This window comes from Streptomyces sp. NPDC034086, from assembly GCF_055575515.1.
The window spans coordinates 41,459-57,717 of the sequence record NZ_JBVISM010000001.1 but is presented as its reverse complement, the minus strand read 5'-3'; the positions used below and the strand labels follow the sequence as shown (position 1 = coordinate 57,717).

The following is a 16,259-nucleotide window of genomic DNA, read 5'->3' as shown; positions in this document are numbered from 1 at the left end:
GATTGGCAAGGAGCGCTCCCCGATGCCGCACGACGTGTTCACCGACCGTGACGAGCGGGCCCTGGTGGCCGCCGCCGAGAACCGGATCTCCGAGCCGCTGCGGATCGGGGCGGCGCTGGCCTCCGTACGGCGGCTGCTGGCGGGATTGCCACCCGTCCGGGGGAAGGGGCGGCGAGAATCGCTGTCATGTCAGCAGTCGAACACTCCCGCGAAGCCGGCTCCGGTCTCCCCGCTGCCGCTGTGACCCCTTCGGCCGCCCCCGCCCCCGGCGGAGCTCCCGGCGGGCCGGCCGGGCAGGACCCGCCGCTCGTCGCCGGCCTGCTCCTGGCCGCCGGCGGGGGACGCCGGCTGGGCGGCCGCCCCAAGGCCCTGCTCCCCTACCGGGGGCGGCCGCTCGTCGAGAACGCCGTGCGCGTCCTGCGGGAGGCCGGCTGCGGGCCGGTGCACGTGGTGCTCGGCGCCTCGGCCGCCGAGGTGCGCGAGCGCGCCGACCTGGCGGGGTGCGTGGTGGTGGACAACCCGGACTGGGCCGAGGGCATGGGCTCCTCGCTGCGGGCCGGCCTCGCCTCGCTGGCCGGTACGGGGGCCCGCGCGGCCCTGGTGTCCCTGGTGGACCAGCCGGGCATCGGGCCCGAAGCGGTGGCCCGGGTGCGGGAGGCGTACCGGTCGCCGTCGAGCCTGGTGGCGGCGGCCTACGACGGGGAACGGGGGCACCCGGTGCTGTTCGGGGCGGACCGCTGGGCGGACGTGGCGGCGACCGCGACCGGGGACCAGGGTGCGCGCGCCCACCTGAGGAAACACGCCGCCGAGGTCATGCTGGTGGAGTGCGGGGACGTCGCGGCCGCCTTCGACATCGACACCCCGCCCGATCTGGCGCGCCTCGTCTGAGCGCGGCGTGATCGCGGTGGCACTGAGGGCCACCGTGGATCGGAATCTGTCGACCCAGAGAATCTCGACATCAACAAACCATTGAACTTCCACCATGAGGAAATTACTATCCACTGGTCAGAAGCGCCCTGAACCCCCAGACGGCGCCCGCGACCGTTACACGGAACTCTCCACACCCGGCGGCACCGCGTGCCGTCCCGCGCGAGCATTCCCCGCGGCCGCAAGGCACCGCCGCTGAAGGAGTGACAGATATGTCCGCACCAGCGCCGTCCCCGCTGGCCATCGTCGACGCCGAGCCCCTGCCCCGGCAGGACGAAGTCCTCACCGATGCGGCCCTCGCGTTCGTGGCCGAGCTCCACCGGCGGTTCGCACCCCGCCGCGCGGAGCTCCTCGCCCGGCGCGGCGAGCGGCGCGCCGAGATCGCCCGCACCTCCACGCTCGACTTCCTCCCGGACACCGCACAGGTCCGCGAGGGCGACTGGAAGGTCGCGCCGGCCCCGGCCGCCCTGAACGACCGCCGCGTGGAGATCACCGGTCCGACCGACCGCAAGATGACCATCAACGCCCTCAACTCGGGCGCCAAGGTCTGGCTCGCCGACTTCGAGGACGCCTCGGCTCCCACCTGGGAGAACGTCGTCCTCGGCCAGCTCAACCTCATCGACGCCTACGAGCGCCGCATCGACTTCACCGACCCGCGCACCGGCAAGGCCTACGCCCTCAAGCCCGCCGACCAGCTCGCGACCGTCGTCATGCGCCCGCGCGGCTGGCACCTCCAAGAGCGCCATCTGCGCTTCGAGGGCGGCCCGGCCTCCGGCTCCCTCGTGGACTTCGGCCTCTACTTCTTCCACAACGCCCAGCGTCTGATCGACCTCGGCAAGGGCCCGTACTTCTACCTCCCGAAGACCGAGTCGCACCTCGAGGCCCGCCTCTGGAACGACATCTTCGTCTTCGCCCAGGACTACGTCGGCATCCCCCAGGGCACCGTCCGCGCGACCGTCCTCATCGAGACCATCACCGCGGCCTACGAGATGGAAGAGATCCTCTTCGAGCTCAAGGACCACGCGGCGGGCCTGAACGCGGGCCGCTGGGACTACCTGTTCTCCATCGTCAAGAACTTCCGGGACGGCGGCGAGAAGTTCGTCCTGCCGGACCGCAACGCGGTGACGATGACCGCCCCCTTCATGCGCGCCTACACCGAGCTGCTCGTCCGCACCTGCCACAAGCGCGGCGCGCACGCCATCGGCGGCATGGCGGCCTTCATCCCGTCCCGCAAGGACGCCGAGGCCAACCGGGTCGCCTTCGAGAAGGTCAAGGCCGACAAGGACCGCGAGGCGAACGACGGCTTCGACGGCTCCTGGGTCGCCCACCCCGACCTGGTCCCGATCGCGATGGCCTCCTTCGACGCCGTCCTGGGCGACAGGCCCCACCAGAAGGACCGCCTCCGCGAGGACGTCTCCGTGGCCCCCGGCGACCTGATCGCGATCGACTCGCTGGACGCCAAGCCCACCTACGAGGGCCTGCGCAACGCGGTCCAGGTCGGCATCCGCTACATCGAGGCCTGGCTGCGCGGCCTGGGCGCCGTCGGCATCTTCGGCCTGATGGAGGACGCCGCGACGGCGGAGATCTCGCGTTCCCAGATCTGGCAGTGGATCAACGCCGGAGTCGTCTTCGAGCACGACGGCGAGCCCGTGCGCGCCACGGCGGACCTGACCCGGGCGATCGCCGCCGAGGAACTCGACGCCATCCGCGCCGAGGTCGGCGAGGAGGCCTTCACGGCCGGGAAGTGGCAGCAGGCCCACGACCTCCTGCTCCAGGTCTCCCTGGACGCCGACTACGCGGACTTCCTCACCCTCCCCGCGTACGACCAGCTGGTCGGCTGACCCCGCGCACGGCCCGCGCCGCCTCCTTCGGCTGAATCGCACAGCAGCCGAGCCCGGCTCCGCCCCCGCCGCCCTCGAGGCGCCGGGGGCGGAGCTGTTCGCGCGGGTGCGGGCGCCCCGGTACCCCGGACCGGAATGCCGGAGGTGGGGTGCGGTGCGTGCGGTGCGGGGCGCGCGGTGCGGCGCGTGCCGTGCGGTCCGGGGCGGGGAACGCCGCTCCGGCCGGCGAGGACCGGCCGGTCAGGCCCTCGGGCCGGTCCCGCGCCCGGCCCGCACGTCCTTGCGGACCTGGGCGAAGGAGGCGTCCAGCTTCCGCTTCATCCAGGGCGCGAGCGGGCGCTCCACCAGCCGGTGCACCAGATAGGACACGACCAGCATGATCAGGGTGACCGCGATCAGCGTCGGGTACGGGTCCAGGTGCGCGCGCAGACGGGCGATCACCTGCCAGCCGATCATCTGGTGCAGCAGGTAGAGCGGGTAGGTCAGGGCCCCGGCGACGGTCAGCCACTTCCACCGGATCCAGTTGAACGCACCCAGCGCGGCGGCGATGACGACGCCGTAGGCGACGGTGGTGCAGAACAGCGTGAGGGTCCAGGAGAGCCGGTGCTCGGCACCGAACTCATAGCCGTCGACCACACCGCGCAGGGAGTCCTGCGACATCAGCCAGCAGAATCCGACGACGCCCCAGAGCAGCAGGTTGGCGCCGAACCGGTACATCAGGAAGATCGCGACGCCCGCGATGAAGTACCAGGCGTAGGTGGGCTGGGTGATCACCGTGAGCAGCGGGGATTCCGCCGCGGTCGCCACCAGCGCCGCGGCCCCCCAGATCCCGCAGAACGCCAGCACCCGACGGTAGGTCAGGCCGATCGCGACGAGCACGCCGAACAGCAGGTAGAACCGGAGCTCGGCCCAGAGGGTCCAGTAGACCGGGTCCAGGTTGTCCACCCCGACCGGCATGTTGGCCATGCTCAGGTTGGTCAGGACCCGTGAGAGGGTCGGCCGCTGGGTGTTGTCGCCCCAGATGGTCGGCACGACCAGCAGGCAGCCGGCCGTGAGCAGTACCGCCACCCAGTAGGCGGGGAAGAGGCGGACCACCCGTGAGGTGACGAAGTCGCCGACCGAACGGCCCCAGCAGGACATGCAGATGACGAAGCCGCTGATCAGGAAGAACAGCTCCACGCCGGTCCAGCTGTACGCGCCGACCAGGTGACCGGCCGGCATCAGCTCGCTGGGCTTGCCGTGCCAGACCTGGGGGAAGCGCTCGACCCCGAGCCAGTGCCAGAGCACGACCCCCATCGCGGCGATCAGCCGGAGGCCGTCCAGCACGTAGAGGCGGGGCCGCTTGACGGCGGTCGTTCCCGTGCCCGCCGCCTCCCCCGACTGGGCCACCGGAGGCGGCGGCACGGAGACCGGCGGGGAACTGACGGGGGAGACCATCGACAACGCTTTCGGGGGCCGGTGCGGGGGATCCCCCCTCAGTACGAATCAAACAAACCCGACCAGCATACCATGGGCAAACCCGACCAAACGGCCCACACCCGTACGCGGAAGGGAGGCCCGCGGCCACGCTCCCTGACGGCACCTCACCTCGCCGGGGGGCTCCCCGGGGCCACCAGGTAAGGTGACCGCGGCGGCCCCTCCAGCCGGCCCCGGCCGGTCACGGCGCCGATGGCAGCCACGTGGCGACAACGGCCGACATCGACACCGAATGGATCGTCCCATGCGTAGCGCGCCCGGAAGAAGACGGCGTGTGGCGGGAGCCGCCGGCGGCGGTTCCGGCACCGACCCGCGAATCGCGGACTGGCTCCGAGGACGGGCACCGGTGGCCCTGATGGTGACGGCGGTCGCACTGCTGGCCAACGTCTATTACCAGGCCCGGACCGCGGGCAACGTCGGCCTCGACAACGAGTGGGTCATCAAGGCCGCGGAAGTCTTCAGCCAGGGCAAGCCCCCCTACGAGGAGGAACGTTTCCTCTATCTGCCGCCGGGCGTCCTGGCCGGCGTGCCGTGGCTCTGGTTCTCCCTGGAGACCCGGCTGGACCTGCTGCCCCTCGTCGGCATCGGCCTCATAGCGGTCGGCTGGTTCCTGTCGCTGCGCCTGTTCCGGGTCCCGGCGCTGAGCCGGCTGGCCGTGCTGGGCGTGATCGCGCTCTGCTTCCTGGTGCCGTTCACCAACGTCGTGCAGATCGGCAACTGGACCTCCGGTTACGTGATGGCCCTCCCGGCGGTGCTGCTGCTGGCCGCCGGCCGCCGCTGGGTGGCGGCCGCCGTGGTGTTCGGCGTGGCCATCAGCGTCAAGCCGATCCTCGCTCCCGTCGTGCTGCTCTTCCTAATGGCCCGGCAGTTCAAGGCCCTCGCCGTCGCGGTCGTGGTGCCGGCGGCGATCGCGGTGGCGGCCGGCGCGATGATGCCCCGGCCGACGCTGTTCCTCACCAAGACGCTGCCCTACCTGCTCGGCGGCCAGGGCGGCTTCGCGGCGCCGTTCGACGCGTCGGTCGCCAACGTGCTGACCCGGCTGGGTCTCGCGGAGGGCGCGGCCGGAGCCGCCGGCGTGGCCGCGGCGGCCGTCATGGTCCTGCTGGCCTGGCTCCGCTGGCGCAAGGGCGGCCACGAGGGCCTGCGGCTGGTGGAGACCAGCACCATGCTGATGCTGGCGGCCTTCCTCGGCACCAAGCCGTCCTTCGACCACTACACCCTGATCGTCCTGGTGCCGATGGCCGCGACCGTGCTGACGCCCGGTGCGGCCGCGCGTTCCCCGTGGTTCTGGATCGGTTACGTCCCGATGGCGAGCGGGCTGGTGCTGCCGTTCGTCACCGCCTGGAACACCTTCAACTACCGGGTCCTGTTCACCAATCTGGTCTCGGCCGCCACGCTCGCCTCGCGGGCCGTCGGCCGCCGCCCGGCCGGGCCGGCCCCGGCCCCCGCCCGCACCGCTCCCGTCCGCACCGCGCGCGACGGGGAAGCGGACCAGCGGCCGGAGCCGTCGCTCGTCTGACCTCTCGCAGCACACCGGAGCCGGGCGCGTGCCGACGCGCCCGGCTCCGTCGCGCCCGGCTCCGTCGCGCCCGCGGCCGACCGCCCGGACGCGCGCGGTCGCGGCGGCGGCGCCCGACCGACCGGTCGGACGTTACTGCATCGTAACCTGACTGTACCTAGCGGTAACAAGTGGGCCCGTGTCACCTTTCCGATGCCACCGGCGCCGGCGGTACCCCCACTTTCCAAGCCACGCACCGAAGTTGTTGCCGACTTCGGCGTGGCCGACCGCAGGAGTTCCGCAGTGATCGGATTCCGCAAGGCCGGCGAGGGCCGGGCCGCCCCGCGTCGTGTGCGACGACTCGCCGGGGCCGGGATGGTGCTCCCGCTCGCCGCCGCGCTGCTCGCCGGCGGCGCCGGGACGGCGGTGGCCGGGCCCGGGACGGGACCCACCGCCGTGGTGTCCATGGGCGACAGCTACATCTCCGGCGAGGCCGGGCGCTGGAAGGGCAACAGCCTGACCAACACCGGGAGCAGGAACGGCACCGACCGGGCGTGGGTCAGCGGCAGTTCCTACGACCCCGCCAGGGTCTACGGCACCACCGCGGGCGGATGCCACCGCTCCGACTCGGCCGAGGTGCTGAGCGCGGGCGCCATCGCCGAGACGGCGGTCAACCTGGCCTGCTCCGGGGCGACCTCGCAGAACGTCTTCCGCGCCGTCAACGGGGGCGTGGCCTACAAGGGCGAGGCGCCGCAGGCGGACCAGCTGGCGGCGGTGGCCGCCGCCCGCGACGTCAAGGTGATCGCGCTGTCCATCGGCGGCAACGACCTCGGCTTCGCCGACATCATCAAGGACTGCGCGTACGACTTCGTGCTGTGGGGCTCGTACTGCTACGACGACCAGCAGGCCGGGGTCGACCGGAAGATCGACGCCGTCATGGCCGGCGTCGGCAAGTCGGTCGACGAGATCCGGGCCGTGATGCGCCAGGCCGGGTACGCGGACTCCTCGTACCGGATCGTGCTCCAGTCCTACCCCTCCCCCATTCCCCGGGGCGCCGAGAACCGGTACACCCAGAGTGACTGGAGCCGGCTCAACACCGGCGGGTGCCCGTTCTGGAACCGGGACTCCGACTGGGCCCGGGACTCGCTCGTGCCGCAGATCGCGAACCGCATCAAGGGGGTCGCTGCGGCCAAGGGCGTGCAGTTCCTGGACCTGCGGGACATGCTCCAGGGGCGTGAGGTCTGCGCGAAGGCCAGCAAGCAGGTCAGCTCGGCCGTCCCCGCGTCGGCGAGGACGAGCGAGTGGGCGCGCTGGATCGACAACAACGAGTCGCAGGGCCTGGTCCAGGAGTCCATGCACCCGAACTACTTCGGCCAGCTGGCCGTCGGCCGCTGTCTGGCCCTGGCCGTGGCCCAGCCCGCGGACTCGGCCCAGAGCTGCAAGAACACCGCCGGGGGCGACCACACCGGGATGTTCCTGGCGGCCGCTCCGTAGACCGCGGCAGGACCGTGCCGGCCGGTGCCGCACCCCTCCGCGTCATCGGGGCGGGGTGCGGTGCCGGGCGCCGGGCGGGCCGGTGCCTACGGGACTCAGGCCGCCCGCTCCGGGCCCGCCAGTGCCGCCAGTGCCGTGGTGAAGGCCGCCCGGCAGCGCAGCCAGTCCGGGTCCGGGGACGGCGCGTGCAGGGCGAGGAGCTTGGGGAGCAGGTCCGCCGAGAAGGCGCGGGCCGCCTCGGCCGGCAGGAGGGACGGCAGGTTGTCGATGGCGATCACGTCCAGCGGCGGGCCGCCCACCGGCAGGCGCCGCGCCGGGGCCGTCCAGTCGGTCAGGCGGTCGTACACGGGGAGCAGGTGCAGCTCTGATCCGGTGTCACAGGTGATGTCGGCGATCACCGAGAGCCGCCGGGGGACGCCCTCCAGGTCGGCCCGGGTCAGGAAGGGCGGTACGGGCCGGGTGGTGAGCACCGCGTTGACCAGGATGTCGTGGCCGAGGAGCGCGGCGCGGTCCAGGCGGCGGGTCGCGGTGCGGTCCCAGCGGGTGACCGGGATCCCGGCGGTGGTGAGGGCGTCGCAGGCGCCGCGGCCGCTGCGGCCGCCGGCGCCGATGACCAGCGCCCGTAACCCGTCGGGGGCCGCCGCGCGCAGACGGGCGTCCAGCTCCGGCCGGGGCAGCGGGACCAGCGGGGCGGTGAGCGCGCCGCGGGCGTGCAGTGCGGCGAGGGCGGCGCCCGCGTACCCGGCCCAGTAGCCGAAGGCGGCCAGTCGGCGGCCCCGCGCGTCGGCGAGGTACTCCAGGTCGAGCAGGGTCCCGCCGCCCGCGGCGAACCGGCGCAGCAGTCCGGGGGCCTGCGCCTGGCCCTTGTAGGCGTGCCCGAAGTAGACGTGGCGGTGGTGCAGACGTTCGGGCGTCGGCGGGAGTTCCTTCAGGCCGAGGACGTACGCGGATCCGGGCGCGGCCCGCGACCAGGAGCCGGCCGGCACGGTGCGGCAGCCGGCCGCCTCGTACGCGTCGAGCGGGAAGACCCGGTGGCCGGAGTCCTCCACGGTGATCCGTACGCCCTGCCGGACGAGCCGCTCGGCGTCCTCCGGGGTCAGGGGGGCGCGCCGTTCGGTGGGGCGGGTCTCGCTGCGCATCCACAGCTGCGGGGTTTCGGCCATCGCTGTACCACCTGTCCGGTCAGAGGGGTGGGGGGCCAGGCGTCCCTTCCGGTCCGGCCGGCCGGACCCCGGGCCCGCGGGAGCCGGCCCGGCGCTATGCGATGTCTTTCCGCGTCCTTGACGCGGTACGCCGGATCGGTGCCGGAACTCCCGTCCCCGGGGCACCTCGCGCCCCAACCGGTGACCCGCGGCTCAGAGTTCCGGCAGCAGGTCCCTCAGGGTGCCCCGGGAACCCTCGGCGTGCGCCGCGCGGAAGGCCTCCGGGGTCATCCGGAGGCGCAGGATCCGCTCGGCGCGCGGGGCGGAGGCGGCGGCGGGGCGGTGGGCGTGGACCGCGCCGAGCAGCTTCGCGGATTGCTCGTAGCGGCCGAGACCGGCCTCCAGTTCGGCCAGCAGCTCCGCCGAGAAGGCCTGTCCCAGCCGGTCCCCGAGGGCCAACTGGATCTCCAGGGCGGCCACCAGCCGGGTCCGGGCCAGGGCGGGACGGCCCTGACGTCGCTGCACCACCGCGTGGCCGTAGTCGGACCAGGACCGGGCCCACAGGTCGGCGGGGCCTCCCGGAACGCCCTCCTCCACCGGCACGGACGCCGGGTCGGTGTGCGCGAGCGCCATCGTCAGGGCGGCCCGCAGCACCTCCCGGCCCGGGCCGAACTCCGGCTCCGGCGGGAGCTGTCCGAGGGCGTCCCGGTACTCGTCGGCGGCCTCGCCGGGCCGGTCCTTCCACAGCGCCACGGTGCCCCGGGCGTGGGCGAGGTAGGCCAGGACGGCGTCCTCCCCCTCCATTACGGCCGCGCTCCAGGCCTCCACGAGCAGCGGATCGGCGTCCTCGGGCCGGCCGGAGGCGGCCGCCAGCCAGGCCGCCAGCCACAGCGCGCGGGCCGGCCGGGGCTCCGGGTGCAGGGCGAGGGCGCGCTCGAGGTGCCGGCGTCCCTCGGTCGCCAGTCCGCAGGCCGCCCACAGGAACCACAGCGACACGGCGACCTCCAGGGCGCCCGCCGGGCCGGTCCCGGACAGCGGGTCCATCGCGAGGCGCAGGTCGGGCAGCTCCCGCAGGGCCAGGGCGCGTGCCTGCGGCTGCGCCCCCGACCGCCACAGCCAGGCGGCCCGTTCGGCGATGACGCGGCACCGCTCGTGGTGGCGCCGGGCGGCCAGGGCCGCCGCGCCGCCGGGCTCGTCCGCGAGCCGCCGGGCCTCGTGGGCCCGTACGGACAGGGGCAGCCGGTAGCGGCCCGGCTCCCCCGGCTCCGTGAGCAGGGCGGGGGCGAGCCGGCGCAGGGTTTCGACGGCCTCCTCGGGGCCGAGCTCGCCGAAACCGCACACCTGGGCCACGGCGGCCTCGTCGAAGGAGCCCTCGAAGACGGACAGCCGGGTCCACAGCAACCGCTCCCCGGGCGAGGCCGGCAGGTGTGCGCGCGGGGCGTCGTCCCCGCCGGCCCGGCCCGCGCCCTCCGCGAAGAAGCCGAGCGGGTCGGCCCTCAGCCGGCGCAGCGCCTCGGCCGCGGGGTACCGGCCGGCGCGCCCGGCGGCCAGTTCCAGCGCGCCGGGAATCCCGTCGAGGGCGCGGCACAGGGCCGCGACGGCGCCGGCGTTGCGGTCGGTGAGCTCGAAGGAGGGGTCGGCGCCGCGCGCCCGCTCCGCGTAGAGGCGTACGGAGGCGTACCGGGACGCCTCCCCGGCCTCGGCGGCGGTGTGCCCACGGGCCGGATCCCGCGGTTCCGGTGGCAGGGGAAGCGGACCCACGGCGAACTCCGCCCCCTCGTGGAACCCGAGGCTCCGCTGGGAAGTGGCCAGAATTCGCACCCGGGGTGACCGCGCCAGCAGCCTGCCCGCCAGCTCCCCCGCGCGCGCGCCGAGCCGCTCGCAGCCGTCGAGGACCAGCAGTGCCCCGCAGCCGTCGAGCCGGCGCCCCCACTCCCGTTCCAGGCCGCCCCCGAGGGGGTCGGGAAGGCTCGCGAGGTCGGCCCACAGCACGTCGGCACCGTGGGTGCGGCCCAGGGCCCGCACGGCCCGCACGGCCAGCCGCGTCTTGCCGATTCCCGCTGGTCCGACCAGGCTGACCAGGCGTTCCCTGCCGAGCAGGGCGGTGGTGCGGGCGAGCTCGCGCTCCCGTCCCACGAAGCTCGACAGTTCGGCCGGCACCGCGTGGCGCAGGCTCGAGCCGGGGTCCCCCACGGGTCCTCCTCCCGCTCTCCTCCAGGCACGCACGACCGCCCGGTGCCGCGGTCGGGCCTACGAGGAGAGATGATCAGGCGAAAGTAGGGTTGACCGGCCGATGGCCAGGAGAACCACCAGGGGAAGGTATGAACTCGGCCATTTCCGCCATCGACGACACCGACCGGGCGCTCGTCCACGCGCTCCAGCTCGCCCCGCGCGCCAGCTGGGAGCGCCTGGCGCAGGTGCTCGGGGCGCGCCCCGAGACGCTCGCCCGCCGCTGGGAGCGGCTGACCGCCGCCGGGGAGGCCTGGATCTCGGGCATCGGGCTGTACACCGGCTCGAAGGCGCCCTGTATGGCATGGGTCGAGGTGACCTGCGCGGCGGGCGCCTCCCCGGCGGTGGGGGCGGCCCTGACCGGCGATCCCCACACCATGGGGGTGGAGCACACGACGGGCGGCCGTGACCTGCTGGCCTTCGTCGCCGTACCGAACCTGCACATGCTGTACCAGTACCTTTCGTTCCGGGTGCAGCGGATCCCCGGGGTGACCGGTACCCGCTCCTCGATGGTCACGGCGGTGCACTGTTCCCCCGACCGGTGGCGCCTGGACCAGCTGACGCCCGCCCAGGCCGACCTGCTGACCGGGCGGGGACGCCGCAAGGGGACCGCCGTCTCCCCCGTGCCGGTCGCCCCGATGCCCGAGGAGGACCGGCCGCTGGTGCTGGCGCTGGCGGCGGACGCGCGGCGCAGCGTGGCCTCGCTGGCCCGGGAGTCGGGGATGAGCGAGTCGACCGTACGGCGCCGCCTGGGCCGGCTCGAGGCGGGGCAGAGCCTGCGCTACAGCTGCGCGCTGGCCGCGGGGCTGACGGGCTGGCCGGTGTCCGCGACGGTGTGGGGGGAGGTGCCCGAGCACGAGGTGGCCGACTGCGCGGCGGTGGCGGCGGGGCTGCGCGAGACCCGGACCTGCATGTCCGTCAGCGGGCCCTGGAACTTCATGATCGGCGCCCGGCTGCGCACCATCGAGGAGCTGTCCCGGTACACCGCCGACCTGACGCGCAGGGTGCCGGCGCTGCGCGTCACCGACACGGTGGTGGCCCTGCACGTGCGCAAGTCGGAGGCGCAGGAGCTGGACCGGACGGGCCGGCGGGTACGGACGGTGCCGCCGGACATCTGGACGGCCACGGCGCCGGGCGCCGCGGACGAGACCTCGCCGGACGAGGCCTTGCCGCAGCAGGCCGACCGCCCGCACGGGGCGGCGTAGGCGCGCGGCGGCGCGTACGCCACGCCCGCAGTGGGTGACGTACGCGCCGCCGCGCGCGACGCGGCCGGGGCCGCCCCGCTCAGTGGACGAAGGCCGGTTCCGCGCCGCTCTCCGCCGCCGCGTTCCGCTTCGAGCCGAGGTGGTTGAAGGCGAGGTTGAGCAGGATCGCCACCACGCACCCGGTGCTGATGCCGGAGTCGAGGACGACCAGCAGGTCCTCCGGGAAGGCGTGGTAGAAGTCCGGCGCGGCGATCGGGATCAGGCCGATGCCCACCGAGGCGGCGACGATGAGGGCGTTCTCGCCCTTCTCCATGGCCGCGCCCGCCAGGGTCTGGATGCCGCTGGCCGCGACCGAGCCGAAGAGGACCACGCCGGCGCCGCCGAGGACGGGCAGCGGGACGACACCGATCACGGAGGCGGCCATGGGACACAGGCCGAGCAGGATCAGGATGCCGCCGCCCGCGGCGACCACGAAGCGGCTGCGCACCTTGGTCATCGCGACGAGGCCGATGTTCTGGGCGAAGGCGCTGCACATGAAGCCGTTGAAGAGCGGGCTGAGCGCGCTGCCGAGGGTGTCGGCGCGCAGGCCGCCCTCGATGGTCCGCGCGTCCGCCGGCCGGCCGACGATCTTGCCGAGGGCCAGGATGTCGGCCGTGGACTCGGTCATGCAGACCAGCATCACGATGCACATCGAGACGATGGCGGCGACCTGGAACTGCGGGGCGCCGAAGTGGAAGGGGGTCGGGAAGCCGATGACGGAGGCGTTCCTGACGGCGTCGAAGCTGGTCATGCCCAGGGGCAGGGCGATCAGCGTGCCGGCGACCAGGCCGAGCAGGATGGATATCTGCTGGAGGAATCCGCGCAGGAACTTCCGCATCACCAGGACGATCGCCAGGGTGAGGGCGGCCATGCCGATGTTCGCCATCGAGCCGTAGTCGGCGGCGGCGCGGTTCCCGCCCTGCGACCAGTTGAAGGCCACCGGGAGCAGCGACACGCCGATCAGGGTGATGACGGTGCCCGTCACGACGGGCGGGAAGAAGCGGACGAGCTTGCCGAAATAGGGGGCGGCGAGGAATCCGACCAGTCCGGCGACGATGATCGCGCCGAAGATGACCGGGATGGCGTCGGCCCCCTCGCCCTTGCCGATGGCGATCATCGGTGTCACGCCGGCGAAGGACACGCCGTTGACGAAGGGGAGCTTGGCGCCGATCTTCCAGAAGCCGAGCGTCTGGAGGAGGGTGGCGAGCCCCGCGGTGAAGAGCGAGGCACCCATCAGGAAGGCGGTCTCGGTGGCGGAGAGGCCGATCGCCGGCCCGACGATCATGGGCGGGGCCACGACACCCGCGTACATGGCGGCGACGTGCTGGAGGCCGCTCGTGAACATCTTCAGCGGAGGCAAGGTCTCGTCGACCGGGTGCTTCTCCTCCGGTACTGCGACTGCGTCTTTGCGAAACCTGGGCGTTGCGGCCACGGCTTCCTCCGGTCGGTTAAACACGTCGGCAGGGACGTGGGTGTCAGGGAGGTGGTGCGAAAGAGGTGCTGGTCGAGCCTGTATGGAGTTGTGGTGTCGCCACTTGTCGTCCCAAGGGGTGCGGAATCGATTCGCCCGGAACGGCTCCGCGCGGTGGCCCGGCCACGTCCGAGGGCTGGTGGTGCCGTGGCCGTGGCACGGGGTGTCCGTCGCCGCGGTGGGGTGTCTCGGGGTAGGGGTGTCACGGGGTGCGGGAGCGGCGGGGTGGCGCCGTGCGGCGGTCCTCGCGGCTCACCGGTCCCGGGCGGAGCGGTGACCGCTCCCGGGAGCGCCCTCGGATCTCTCCTCGGGCGCTTCCCGGGAACGGCTGCCGCGGACCCCGCTCGGGTCCGCGGCCGCCGGCCGGGGGCCGTCCCCCCCGGCCGGACTCCTGGGGTTCCCCCCGGCGGTCGCTGGGGGGATCAGCCCTGTGCGGAGATCCGCGCCAGGCGCTGCGCCTCTTCCCGCGTGGACACGGCGATCGCGTCCTCGTCGGCGAAGAGCAGCCGGTTGTTCTCCACGATCTGCTTGCCGTTGACGAACGACGCGGTGACCGGGGCGGCCGCGCCGAAGACCAGCGCGGTGACCGGGTCGGCGATCGAGGAGTGCAGGAAGGTGCTGAGGTTCCACAGCACGAGGTCGGCGCACTTGCCGGCCTCGAGCGAGCCGATGTTGTCGGCGCGGCCGAGTACCTGGGCGCCGCCGTAGGTGCCCAGGCGCAGGGCCTGGCGGGCGTTGAGCGCGGCCTCGCGGTGGACCGGGTTCAGACGGTTGATCAGCAGTGCGTTGCGCAGCTCGGTGTGCAGTTCGCCGGACTCGTTGGAGGCGGTGCCGTCGACGCCGAGGCCGACCGGGACGCCCGCCTTCAGCATGTCGGGCACGCGGGCGATGCCGGCGGCCAGACGGGCGTTGGAGGACGGGCAGTGCGCCACACCGGTCTTCGTACGGGCGAAGGCGGCGATGTCGGAGTCGTTCATGTGGACGCTGTGCGCCATCCACACGTCCTCACCGAGCCAGCCGGTCGACTCGAAGTAGTCGGTCGGGCCCATGCCGAAGAGCTCGTGGCAGAACTTCTCCTCCTCGACGGTCTCCGAGCCGTGCGTGTGCATGCGCACACCGAGGCGGCGGGCCAGCTCGGCGCCCTGCTTCAGCAGCTCGGTGGAGACCGAGAAGGGGGAGCACGGGGCGACGGCGACCTGGGTCATGGCGTCGAAGGAGGCGTCGTGGAACTTCTTGATGGTCGCCTCGGTGTCCGCCAGGGCGCCCTCGAGGGTCTCGACGGCGTGGTCCGGCGGCAGGCCCCCGTCCTTCTCGCTGCGGTCCATGGAACCGCGGGCGAGGGTGAAGCGGACGCCCATCTCGGACGCGGCGCGGATGATCGCGCCGGAGAGGTCGCCGGAGTTCTTGGGGTAGACGTAGTGGTGGTCCATCGCGGTGGTGACACCGCCGCGGGCCATCGCGGCCAGCGATCCCTGGGCCGCCGTGTACGCCATCTGCTCGTCGATGCGCGCCCAGGTCGGGTACAGCGCGACGAGCCAGTTGAAGAGGTTGTGGTCGGTGGCCAGGCCACGCGTGATCCACTGGTAGAAGTGGTGGTGCGTGTTGACCAGACCGGGAGTCACGAGGTGCCCGGTGCCGTCGATGCGGCGGACGACGTTCTCGAGGTTCTCGGGGGCCCTGCCCGCGCCGATGGACTCGATCTTGTTGCCGGCGATGACGATGTGACCCGACGCGTACTCCGTGTCGTTCGCGTCGACGGTCGCGATCGCACAGTTCTCGATGACGGTGCGCTCTACGGCGCTGTCATGGGCTGCCGATGCTGCCATGGGACTTCCTCGTGCTTTCAGTGGCGGAGCGGGCACGGCAAAACCCAGGGGATTTGAGTGCCGGAACCGGGGCCTTGACAGCTGACAGTACTGCCGGCCCGTGGGGTGGTCCGGGTGCCGATTCAGGAAGCTGGGGGGTGTCGCGCCCCGGGGCCACTGCGGAGCCCCGGGACGCGCGCGCCGTGCTCAGAGGTTGGTCATGTCCACGGGGATACGGGCGTCGGCGCCGTCGCGGAGGACCGTCGCCTCGATGAGACCGTACGGACGGTCCGCGGCGAAGTAGACCTCGTTGTCGTTCTTGAGGCCGAAGGGCTCCAGGTCGACGAGGAAGTGGTGCTTGTTCGGGAGCGAGAAGCGGACCTCGTCGATCTCCGAACGGTGGTTGATGATCCGCGAGCCCATCTGGTACAGGGTCTGCTGGAGCGACAGGGAGTAGGTCTCCGCGAAGGCCTGGAGCATGTGCTTCTTGGTCTCGGCGTAGGACTTCTCCCAGTTGGGCATCCGCTGCTCGTCGTCCGACCAGTTGAAGCGCCAGCGGCCCGACACCTGGGTGGCCAGGATGCGGTCGTACGCCTCCTGCAGGGTCGTGTACTTGTCCTTCACGTAGCCCCAGAACTCGGAGTTCGTGGAGTTCATGACGATCAGGTCCTTGAGGCCGGAGATGACCTCCCAGTTCTGGCCGTCGTACGTGATCTGGGTGACGCGGGTCTCCATGCCCTTGCGGACGAAGGAGTGGTTGACCTCGTCGGCGCCGATGAACTTGGAGTTGGCGTCGGAGGTGGCGATCCGGTCCCAGGCGTACTCCTCGATCCGGATGCGCGCGCGCTGGATCGGCTCCTGGCTGCCCACGAACCAGCGGGCGAGGTGGATGCCGAACTGCTCGGCGGACTCGATGCCGTACTCCTTGGCGAACGCGTACACCGTGTTCTTGGTGGTGTCCGTCGGGAGGACGTTGGCGTTCGAGCCGGAGTAGTGGACGTCGTCCATGTCGCCGGAGAGGGCGACCGAGACGTTCAGGTCCTTGATGTGGTGGGTGTCGCCGTCCCGCGTGATCTTGACGACGCGGTTCTCTGCCTTGCCGTACTGGTTCTGGCCCAGAATCGTGGCCATG

At 72.8% G+C, this 16,259-nt stretch carries 12 protein-coding genes; 6 read left to right on the top strand and 6 right to left on the bottom strand.

The annotated features are described in order from the left end of the window. Positions 1-22 precede the first annotated feature (22 nt). The 3 genes from ACZ514_RS00270 to aceB all read left to right on the top strand — a co-directional run bounded on the left by ACZ514_RS00270 (position 23) and on the right by aceB (position 2,768). Complete coding sequence (locus ACZ514_RS00270; protein ID WP_468173966.1) at positions 23-244, top strand: hypothetical protein; 222 nt, start codon at positions 23-25, stop codon at positions 242-244. After that, entirely contained in the window at positions 187-888 is a 702-nt protein-coding gene (locus ACZ514_RS00265; protein ID WP_468698294.1) for a nucleotidyltransferase family protein, read from the top strand. Before ACZ514_RS00270 ends, ACZ514_RS00265 begins: the two co-directional genes overlap by 58 nt. Before the next feature lie 251 nt (positions 889-1,139). Then, positions 1,140-2,768 carry a malate synthase A gene (gene aceB, locus ACZ514_RS00260; RefSeq protein WP_468173970.1) on the top strand — a complete coding sequence of 543 codons (1,629 nt, stop codon included), beginning with the start codon at positions 1,140-1,142 and terminating at the stop codon, positions 2,766-2,768. A gap of 240 nt (positions 2,769-3,008) precedes the next feature. Here aceB and ACZ514_RS00255 read toward each other — a convergent pair whose 3' ends face one another. After that, positions 3,009-4,205, bottom strand: a complete 1,197-nt coding sequence (locus tag ACZ514_RS00255) for an acyltransferase family protein (protein WP_468173972.1) — start codon at positions 4,203-4,205, stop codon at positions 3,009-3,011. 313 nt (positions 4,206-4,518) lie between these two features. Between ACZ514_RS00255 and ACZ514_RS00250 the strand changes: the two genes are divergently transcribed. Continuing rightward, positions 4,519-5,763, top strand: coding sequence for a glycosyltransferase 87 family protein (locus ACZ514_RS00250; protein WP_469123695.1), 1,245 nt, complete (start codon positions 4,519-4,521; stop codon positions 5,761-5,763). A 192-nt stretch (positions 5,764-5,955) separates the two neighbouring features. Continuing rightward, positions 5,956-7,236, top strand: coding sequence for a GDSL-type esterase/lipase family protein (locus ACZ514_RS00245; protein WP_469123694.1), 1,281 nt, complete (start codon positions 5,956-5,958; stop codon positions 7,234-7,236). A gap of 95 nt (positions 7,237-7,331) precedes the next feature. Here ACZ514_RS00245 and ACZ514_RS00240 read toward each other — a convergent pair whose 3' ends face one another. Beyond that, positions 7,332-8,399: a saccharopine dehydrogenase gene (locus ACZ514_RS00240; RefSeq protein ID WP_468698307.1), complete on the bottom strand. Its 1,068-nt coding sequence runs from the start codon at positions 8,397-8,399 to the stop codon at positions 7,332-7,334. 192 nt (positions 8,400-8,591) lie between these two features. Beyond that, the gene (locus ACZ514_RS00235; protein WP_469123693.1) at positions 8,592-10,571 is read right to left on the bottom strand and encodes an ATP-binding protein; all 1,980 of its coding nucleotides are present in this window, start codon (positions 10,569-10,571) and stop codon (positions 8,592-8,594) included. 128 nt (positions 10,572-10,699) lie between these two features. Between ACZ514_RS00235 and ACZ514_RS00230 the strand changes: the two genes are divergently transcribed. Continuing rightward, positions 10,700-11,812 (top strand): Lrp/AsnC family transcriptional regulator, encoded by a 1,113-nt coding sequence (locus tag ACZ514_RS00230; RefSeq protein WP_469123692.1) that lies wholly within the window; start codon positions 10,700-10,702, stop codon positions 11,810-11,812. 79 nt (positions 11,813-11,891) lie between these two features. Here the strand turns inward: ACZ514_RS00230 and ACZ514_RS00225 are convergent, their stop codons facing one another. From ACZ514_RS00225 to pucL, 3 genes are all read right to left on the bottom strand, one after another. Further along, positions 11,892-13,283 carry a nucleobase:cation symporter-2 family protein gene (locus ACZ514_RS00225; RefSeq protein WP_469123691.1) on the bottom strand — a complete coding sequence of 464 codons (1,392 nt, stop codon included), beginning with the start codon at positions 13,281-13,283 and terminating at the stop codon, positions 11,892-11,894. A gap of 461 nt (positions 13,284-13,744) precedes the next feature. Beyond that, a complete protein-coding gene (locus tag ACZ514_RS00220) occupies positions 13,745-15,148 on the bottom strand; it encodes an 8-oxoguanine deaminase (protein WP_468173987.1) in 1,404 nt (467 codons plus the stop codon). Between the two features lie 186 nt (positions 15,149-15,334). Then, the gene (pucL, locus tag ACZ514_RS00215; RefSeq protein ID WP_388942900.1) at positions 15,335-16,258 is read right to left on the bottom strand and encodes a factor-independent urate hydroxylase; all 924 of its coding nucleotides are present in this window, start codon (positions 16,256-16,258) and stop codon (positions 15,335-15,337) included. Between the last annotated feature and the right edge of the window lies 1 nt (position 16,259).

Excerpts from the sequence above, each read along its gene's own strand:
- ACZ514_RS00240 (WP_468698307.1), bottom strand. The coding sequence starts at position 8,399 with ATGGCCGAAACCCCGCAGCTGTGGATGCGCAGCGAGACCCGCCCCACC.
- ACZ514_RS00270 (WP_468173966.1), top strand. The coding sequence starts at position 23 with ATGCCGCACGACGTGTTCACCGACCGTGACGAGCGGGCCCTGGTGGCC.
- ACZ514_RS00230 (WP_469123692.1), top strand. The coding sequence starts at position 10,700 with ATGAACTCGGCCATTTCCGCCATCGACGACACCGACCGGGCGCTCGTC.
- ACZ514_RS00255 (WP_468173972.1), bottom strand. The coding sequence starts at position 4,205 with ATGGTCTCCCCCGTCAGTTCCCCGCCGGTCTCCGTGCCGCCGCCTCCG.
- ACZ514_RS00245 (WP_469123694.1), top strand. The coding sequence starts at position 5,956 with ATGCCACCGGCGCCGGCGGTACCCCCACTTTCCAAGCCACGCACCGAA.
- ACZ514_RS00265 (WP_468698294.1), top strand. The coding sequence starts at position 187 with ATGTCAGCAGTCGAACACTCCCGCGAAGCCGGCTCCGGTCTCCCCGCT.
- aceB (WP_468173970.1), top strand. The coding sequence starts at position 1,140 with ATGTCCGCACCAGCGCCGTCCCCGCTGGCCATCGTCGACGCCGAGCCC.
- ACZ514_RS00220 (WP_468173987.1), bottom strand. The coding sequence starts at position 15,148 with ATGGCAGCATCGGCAGCCCATGACAGCGCCGTAGAGCGCACCGTCATC.
- pucL (WP_388942900.1), bottom strand. The coding sequence starts at position 16,258 with ATGGCCACGATTCTGGGCCAGAACCAGTACGGCAAGGCAGAGAACCGC.